Annotated in this window: 8 protein-coding genes and 1 pseudogene; 8 read left to right on the forward strand and 1 reads right to left on the reverse strand. The window is 64.1% G+C overall.

The genetic code is table 11. From position 1 onward, the window contains the following. Positions 1 to 471: pseudogene (locus tag ABSG20_RS24365) on the forward strand (hypothetical protein); the annotation flags it as partial. Positions 472 to 705: 234 nt separating this feature from the next. On the opposite strand, the gene ABSG20_RS24370 reads toward ABSG20_RS24365, so the two are convergent. Beyond that, positions 706 to 1299: a transglutaminase-like cysteine peptidase gene (locus ABSG20_RS24370; RefSeq protein WP_423867059.1), complete on the reverse strand. Its 594-nt coding sequence runs from the start codon at positions 1297 to 1299 to the stop codon at positions 706 to 708. 209 nt (positions 1300 to 1508) lie between these two features. Between ABSG20_RS24370 and ABSG20_RS24375 the strand changes: the two genes are divergently transcribed. The 7 genes from ABSG20_RS24375 to ABSG20_RS24405 form a co-directional block, all read left to right on the forward strand. Continuing rightward, positions 1509 to 2243 (forward strand): metallophosphoesterase, encoded by a 735-nt coding sequence (locus ABSG20_RS24375; RefSeq protein ID WP_423867060.1) that lies wholly within the window; start codon positions 1509 to 1511, stop codon positions 2241 to 2243. A gap of 18 nt (positions 2244 to 2261) precedes the next feature. After that, a complete protein-coding gene (locus tag ABSG20_RS24380; protein ID WP_423867061.1) occupies positions 2262 to 2927 on the forward strand; it encodes a hypothetical protein in 666 nt (221 codons plus the stop codon). A 225-nt stretch (positions 2928 to 3152) separates the two neighbouring features. Beyond that, positions 3153 to 3707: an S-adenosylmethionine decarboxylase gene (gene speD, locus ABSG20_RS24385; RefSeq protein WP_423867062.1), complete on the forward strand. Its 555-nt coding sequence runs from the start codon at positions 3153 to 3155 to the stop codon at positions 3705 to 3707. Continuing rightward, on the forward strand, positions 3707 to 5026 hold the full coding sequence (locus tag ABSG20_RS24390) for a metallophosphoesterase family protein (RefSeq protein WP_423867063.1): 1320 nt from the start codon (positions 3707 to 3709) through the stop codon (positions 5024 to 5026). The genes speD and ABSG20_RS24390 overlap by 1 nt, the downstream gene beginning before the upstream one ends. A gap of 24 nt (positions 5027 to 5050) precedes the next feature. Beyond that, positions 5051 to 6604, forward strand: coding sequence for a phenylacetate--CoA ligase family protein (locus tag ABSG20_RS24395; RefSeq protein WP_423867064.1), 1554 nt, complete (start codon positions 5051 to 5053; stop codon positions 6602 to 6604). Continuing rightward, positions 6594 to 7523 carry a fatty acid desaturase family protein gene (locus ABSG20_RS24400; protein WP_423867065.1) on the forward strand — a complete coding sequence of 310 codons (930 nt, stop codon included), beginning with the start codon at positions 6594 to 6596 and terminating at the stop codon, positions 7521 to 7523. Before ABSG20_RS24395 ends, ABSG20_RS24400 begins: the two co-directional genes overlap by 11 nt. A gap of 16 nt (positions 7524 to 7539) precedes the next feature. Continuing rightward, a partial coding sequence (locus ABSG20_RS24405) for a hypothetical protein (protein ID WP_423867066.1) occupies positions 7540 to 7751 on the forward strand: 212 nt, incomplete at its 3' end.

Here is a 7751-nt window from a genome sequence, read left to right on the forward strand (position 1 = left end):
GGCGCGATCGCGTTGCGGTCCGCGGCAAATCCCTCGGTCAGTCCGCTGTTTCGTTTTGCCAAGGCCTTCCCGGCGGAAGCCGGCGCCGCCACGCTGCGGATGATGTCCGATGCCAATTGGGCTGGCGGCGGGGTCGGAAGCTATCCGGCGCTGGCCGCGATCTATCGGGACGCATCGGGTATTCCCGGCGACACCGCCATCAACACCGTAGCGTCGATGCTGCTGGAATGGGGCGGCGTCGGGGTGCTGCTCGCGGCCATCCTGCCGCTGCAGCTCGTGGTCGTGCTGTTGCGCGGGGCGCTGTCGCGCGGCAGGGATTCGTTTTATGCGGCCAGCGCCGCCGCCTGCCTCATCACCGCCTGCTCCGAGGCCTTTTGCGATTCGAGCTTCACCGATGCGCCGGTCCAGACCCTGGCTGCGATCCTGTTCGGACTGGGGCTTTCGCAGACCACCGGCCGCCAGGCCGGCTGAGAAAAGCCAGCTCGAGAATGCAACTTGAGAAAGTTCAGGCCACGAGCGTTGCCCTCTCACTCCCTCTCCCGCTCTTCGCGGGGGAGGGTGGGGTGGGGGCGCCACTCGGGGACTGCCGGCGGAGCTTCCCCCTCCCCGGCCCTCCCCCGCAAGAGCGGGAGAGGGAGCGCAGCATCGCAAGCTTCGATATGATTCGAACTTCAAAATCACTGAACTAGCAGCGATTGGCGGCGATCACGCTGCGCGGCTGTTGATGGTGGTCCAGAGCCTGGCCACGCCGGGCATCTGCATCCGCACCCAGCGGTAAGGCGCCCGCAACCAGGGCTTTATCCTGCCGGTCAAACTGTCCAGCACGAGATCGCCCTCGGAGGTTCGCACCACCAGCACCAGATGATGCTCGCCCCATGTGGTGACGACCTCGCTCAGCAACAGCGCGCGCGCCGGCCAGCCGCGCGCCATCAGCTCATGGCGCTTGGTCACGGCGTAATCGTTGCAATCGCCGCGGTCGGGGCCGATCAGCCAGACTTCGCCGGCCAGTCCCTGCAGGTTCGGCTCGGGAACGATGCTGGCATTGACGGCGGCGTTGACGCGGGCCAGTTCGCCCCGCCGGTCGGCCGAAAGTCTGATCGGGCCGCCCCTGAATATCTTGCGGGTCCGGCATTCCCCGGGGTATCGCAGGCAGAACTGGGTATAGGCCATCGGCGCCAAAGTGGCCGTCTCGAACCCGATGTGCTCGACAAACCCATGCTCATGACCCCAGGCGATCGAAAGTCCGCCCGAGAGCACGACACCGACCGCCACCGACACCTGCAAAATCCAACGCACCATGGCCTCCCTCGTGATCGACCGGAGGCTCGGTGAAAAATCTGAAGCGTTGCTTAGCTTTGCTGGTAAAGAGGGTCTGACAACCCCTGCGCCCTGCATCAGAGTTGCGAGGCTGTTAGGATGAACGATAAAATTGTTCCGTCTTCGGTATCGTATGACGGGCAAGCGAGTTGAGGGCTCAGGCCCGGATACTTCTGGATCAGGGCCGCGACATGTTGGGATTACGCTTCAGGCCGAAAGCCAAGCCGAAACTACCGGACGGCATCCAGGTCTATGCCATCGGCGACATTCACGGCTGCGCCGATCTGCTGCCGAATGTATTCGCCGCGATCGATCATCACATCGCCCGCACCGCGCCGACGCGCGCGCTGCATGTCTATCTCGGCGACTACATCGATCGCGGACCGGCGTCGCGGCAAACCATCGACCTGCTGATCGAGCGCAGCCGCCGCCACGAGAGCATCTTCCTCAAGGGCAACCACGAAGCCTTTCTGTTCGAGGTGCTGCAGGACGCCAGCCGGCTCGAAGCGTGGAAACAATATGGTGGCTTCCAGACCCTGATGTCGTACGGGCTGACGCCGTCGCTCCGGCCGGATCGCGAAGAACAGGATGCGCTGGTGCAGGCGTTGCGGCACGCCATGCCGGACCATCATCGCCGCTTTCTGGGCAATCTGCGATCGAGCTTTCATTGCGGGGATTTCTTCTTTGCGCATGCCGGCGTCAGGCCGGGCGTGCCGTTGCGACACCAGCGCGAAGAAGACCTGCTCTGGATCCGCGATGAATTCCTTCAGAGCGAGGAGGATTTCGGCAAATTTGTTGTCCACGGCCACACGCCGGTGCCGAAGCCCGAGATCCGGCCGAACCGGATCAATATCGACACCGGGGCCTTTGCCACGGGGATACTGACCCTGCTGACGATCCAGGGCGAGCAGATGTTCGCGATCTAGATCATTGGTGCCATGGCCATGAAGAATATTCCGGACCGGTTCGGGATCGCCACGTCGTCGATAGCCGTGGTGCTTTGCTGGTTCGCCATCGACACGATTGTGGCAGAGGCATTGACGCCCAAGCCGCAGCCCTTTGCCCAGGAGCTGGCGCGGGCCGAGCCGATATCCGGCGCATCGTTGGCGGATTGGACGGCGAAAGCCGCCCTGCGCGGGGATCTGGTCGGCGACATTGCGATGGCGCGCGCGGCCCCGGCGCTGAACCGCGGCACCACAGCGGAGACGCCGGAAAAGGCCGCGGCGCGCCAGCGCGCGCTCGCCACCGCGAGCGCATCGCTGGCGCTGGCCCCGCATTCATCCGCCATGTGGCTCCTGGTCGCGATGCTTTCGAGCCGGACGCAGACCGAGGCTTCCGTCGCGGCGGTTCTGAAGATGTCCTATCTGACCTCGTCTTCGGACGCCAACCTGATCCCGACGCGCCTTGCGGTGCTTTCGCTGTCGCCGGCGATCGCCGATCCCGAGCTCCGAAGCCTGTTGCGCAGCGATATTCGCCTGATCCTGACACGTCGTCCCGATCTGAAGGCCGCGATCGCCGGCGCCTATCGCGCCGGCTCCGCCGAGGCCAAGGCCATCATCGACGAGGACGTGCGATCGATCGATCCGGGCTTTGCGACGTCGCTGCTCTGAATGGGCCGCCGGAAAGCGATGATCCCCTGAGGGCCGGCGGCGCCGGCTCGGATCCATCAGCCGCCGGCCGGCCAAAAATCCCCGACCAAATTCCAGACGGCGCCGGCTCAAAAACATTGACACCTTCTAATTGCGTCCATTAACATCGTAAACCGTTGCCTTTCGATGACGTATTTTTCCGCCGCCAATAAGCGGCCGCATTTCCGATCGACCGAGGGGGGCCAGTTGATTACGGGTCGTCACATCAAGGTGATCGGTGCCGGCAATCCTGTTCGTTTGCGCAGCGTCTCCGGCATCTACGATTTGCTCGGTGCCTTGGTTACCTCGCTCAACATGAGAGCGCTCGGGCCGCCTGTCATTTACGAGGTGGAAGAGAACATCAGCCGCATCAATTGCGAGCCGTTCGAGGATGAGGGCGGGGTCACCGGGGTCGTTATCCTTTCGACCTCGCATTGCGCCATCCACACCTGGCCTTTGACCTCCAAATTCGTTCTGGACGTTTTCTCGTGCCGGAAATTCGACCCCGCCATCGTGGCCCGGCTGGTCAGCGAAGCTTTCGAAACCTGGAGGCTGCGGGTCAGTGATCTGAGCCAGGCGCTGACCTTGCCCGACGATCCGGAGCCGGTCCGGGATCTCGACGTCAACCTGAACCTCGCCTCGGCGATGAACGGAAATGCGGCGCACCGCGCGACGCCGGGCTCGAAATCAGGGCGCGGCGCGCGCGCCAAAAAGGCGCGCGGCGAGCCGCGGCTCGCGCCTCATCCTGCGGGCGATTCATGATGCCGGCCGCGCCGCCGTATCGCGCCGCCGCCCGGGCACACCGCACCTGGCGGCTCATCGCGGGCGCGGTTGTCGCGCTCGTCGCGCTCGGGTCGATCGATCTGGCCTTCGATCTGGCCTTGGCCCAGGAGGATGACCAGCCGGATTCGTCCCAAGACCGCAGCGCCGATGAATCGAGCGCGACCTGCCCCTGCTGCACCTACCGCACCGTCGTCTGCGAGAAAGACGAGCAGCCGGTGAAGAATGACCTCGCCGCCTGCGGCAAGGGGATTGCGCCGGATCCGACGCTGGTCCGTTTCGCGGTGATCGGCGACTTCGGCTACAGCAAGTACAAATGCGAGGCGGTGGTGTCGAAAATGGTGCAGGCCTGGCACCAGCAGCAGCCGCTCGACTTCGTGGTCACGGTCGGCGACGACAACTACAACAGCGGCAAGCAGACCACCATCAAGCGCAATATCGCCGATCACTACGACAATTTCGTTCGCGACAAGAAATTCTTTCCGACGCTCGGCAATCACGACTGGGGAACGGTGCGCAAGGAGGGGGACTATGTGTGGGGAACCCCCTATCCCTACCTGGACTATTTCGACTATCTCAAGCAGTACTCGCCGAACGCCCAGCCCCCGGTGCAGGGACGGTACTACAACGTCCAGCCGAGCCCGCTGGTCGAACTTTTCGGCTTGGACAGCGACTATCACGAGCAGGACGGAACCTGCTGCAATTCGAAGCAGGCGGGCTGGCTGAGAGGCGCGCTGGCGGCCTCGAAGGCGCCGTGGAAGCTGGTCTACTTCCATCACCCGCCCTACACGACGGCGCGCGAGGATGCGCCCGGCGCATGGATGCGCTGGCCCTTCAAACAGTGGTGCGCGACCTCGGTCCTGTCGGGCCACGAGCATGCCTACGAGCGGCTCGAAATCGAGGGCATGCCGTATTTCGTCAACGGCCTCGGCGGCAATCCCTGGCTCTATGACCAGAAGGGCTGCGCGGTGCAGCCGGGAAGCCAGAAGCGATTCAACGGCGCGCACGGCGCCATGCTGGTGGTGGCCAACAGCCGCGAGATGGAGTTCTGCCTCTACTCGGTCAAGCAAAAGGCCCCGGTGGACGTCTATCGGCAAAAGGTGCCGCAAGGCTGCGTGCCCGCCGCCGCCGACTGCCAGCCATCGCCTGCGGTTGCTTCCTATTGCGCCATGCAGCCCCCGACCTCGGAGCCCGACGAGCCGGCGTGCCCGACCGACTGGCCCGGGCCCGCCCAAGGGCGCACGGCGGCGTCCTATTGCGCCGTTCCGATCGACCACAAGTCCCGAAACCGGGAGCAATGAAGCAAGAGCACGAGCGACCCTCTGGTGATGGATCAGAACAGCAGCCCTCATAGCGGCGGTCTTGGCAGCGGTCCTGGCAGCGGTCATGGCAGCGGTCTTGGGCCGCAATCCCGGCAAACCGAACGATGGATCGAGGCCAAGATCGGCCCCGACCTGATCCGGGGCGAGACCGCGCTCGACCATCGCAAGCTGCGCCGCTTCTACGAAGCCCACTTTGCCGGCATGCTCGGCTTCCGCCGGCAGCCGATCGAAGCCATCCGGTCCTGGCAATTCCGGCGCATCCAGCAGATCGTACGGCACGCCTTCGACACCGTGCCCTTGTACCGCGAGAAGTATCGGGCCGCCGGATTTGCACCCGATGATCTCAGGAGCTGGAGGGAATTCGAGCAGTTGCCGTATCTCACCAAGGACGAGCTGATCGCGGCGTGGCCCGACGGCAGCGTCAGCAGCGGGCACAATACCGAGTTCATGACCACGAGTTCCGGCTCATCGGGGCGCTTCGTCTATCTGGCCGTGAGCGAAAACGGCGTGCATTATGAAAACCTGCAAATGGCCCGGCAGAACATCTTCCAGAGCGGAGGCCGGCTCGGGGCAGCGGACGCGACGCTGTTCATCATCACCTGCCCGTGGTGGTTCACCTCGACCGACGGCCTGTTTCCGCAGAACTTCCTGTCGACGCGTACGCCGGTCGAGACCGCCTTCAGGCTGATCGGCGAGCAGCGGCCTGCTGCGATCTCGCTCTATCCGAGCTATTTGCGCGAGCTTGCGCGCGTCTGCACCGGACTTGCCGATTCAAGTCTTGCCGATTCAAGTCTTGCCGATTCAAGTCTTGCCGGCTCAAGTCTTGCCGATTGCGGCGTCAAACTCATCATCACCCATTCGGAAGGCTCGACCAGGGCAGAACGCGACGCGCTTGCAAAAGCGCTCGGTGTGCCGATCCGCGACGAGTACAGCAGCGAGGAATTGATCCGGATGGCGCTGGAATGCGAGTTCGGCGCCTACCACGTCGAAGAGGACGCCTGCTTTGTGGAAATCGTCGATCCCGAGCACGGTCGGCGGTGCGAGCCGGGCGTGATGGGCGAGGTGGTCGGCACCAATCTGGTCAACGAGGCGACCCCGCTGATCCGCTACCGGCAAGGCGATTTCGCCAGCGCGCAGGCATCTGCAGCGCCGTGTCGCTGCGGCTGCAGCTTCGGCATTATTTCCCATCCGATGGGCCGCATGCAGGACAGCTTCGTCACCCGATCGGGGGCGATCGTGCCTGCAGGCACCATCATGGATGATGCCTATAACTGGGTGCTGGAATCCCGCATCCCGGTCAACGGCGTGCAGTATCAGATCGTGCAGACCGCGCTGGACAAGGTCTGCGTCTATCTGGTCCCCGCCGCCGGCCGGACCGAACTGATCGACAGGGAATGCCGGCAAACCATCGTCAGGCGCCTCAATCGCCTGCTCGGCGATGGCATCGATATTTCGGTGCGAATTGTCGAGGCCATTCCATTTGCCCGCGGCGCCAAGACAAAGGCCGCGATCTCGCTGGTCGGTCGTGATGAACAAACGAGCTGCCATGGCCCATGACGCCCGGCGCCGCGTCCGCTGGGGCGGCGTCGCGCTCCTTGGCTATCACGGCATCATTGTCGCGATGCTCCTGGTCATGTTCTGGCATTTCGCCGCGGCTCCCTGGTGGCTGCGGGTCCTCTTCCTCTGGATCGGCCTGGTTCTGGCCGGGCGGCTCGAGGCCATCCTGCACTGGACCACCCACTTCCCGGTATTTCGCAGCCCCGCGCTGAACCTCGTTCACCGGCTGTCGTTCTGCATCATGCCCTCGCCGGCGATCTGGTACCGATACCTGCACTTTCATCATCACCGCTTCAACAATGGGGCAAGCGACGCCACCTCGACGGTGGCCGGCCATGAAAAAATCCATGCCAGCATCTGGAGCTATCTCGGGCTCTCGCTGCGCGATCTGCATGTCAGGCAATTCTTCGAGCAGATGAAGCCCCGGCACAGGGCCGAATGCATCCTGAGCTTTGCCCTTACCGTCATGCTGACGACCTGGCTCGCCGTGCTCGATTGGCGCGCCGCCGTTCTGTTCTGGGCGCCCGTGACCTGGATCGGATCGATCCTGATGGTGGCGATCTACAACTACACCGACCACGTGCCGAGCGTGCCCGACGATCCCTATCGCTATGCGACCTATGTGCCGCTCGACAGCGGCTACCTGCGCTTCCTGTCCTGGCTCGACCTGCACAATATCTCGACGCATCTGACCCACCACCGCGCGCCCGGCATCTACTGGACCGAGCTGCCGCGCCAGCAGGCGGCGTGGCAGAACGAATACCGTCGCCGCAACGCCCCGATTTCCGACGCGCTCAACAGCACGATCCTGTTCAACCCGGTCGCCTTCGTCCGCATGCTCCATCGCGTCAACTCCAGGCGCAATCTTTTGTCGAGGGGGGATGCGAGCCGATCGTTGACCGCCTCGGCACCCAACTGAGATAACGGGGTTGAGCATGGCGATGCATTTCCCGGCCAGGCATGATCGTCGGCCCCGCGCCCAGCGGATCGCGTTCGAGCAACTCGGCGCGCAATATCCCGTGACCATCGACCGCTATTGCAGCGATGGCCGCGACGACCGGCAATCGATCATGATGTTGAGTTGCGCGGCGTGGGCTGCCCGGCGCGGCGCCGATGTCGAGGTGATCTGGGAACCGGAGTCGCGCCG

The organism is Bradyrhizobium sp. (genome assembly GCF_049512235.1).
GTDB lineage: Bacteria > Pseudomonadota > Alphaproteobacteria > Rhizobiales > Xanthobacteraceae > Bradyrhizobium.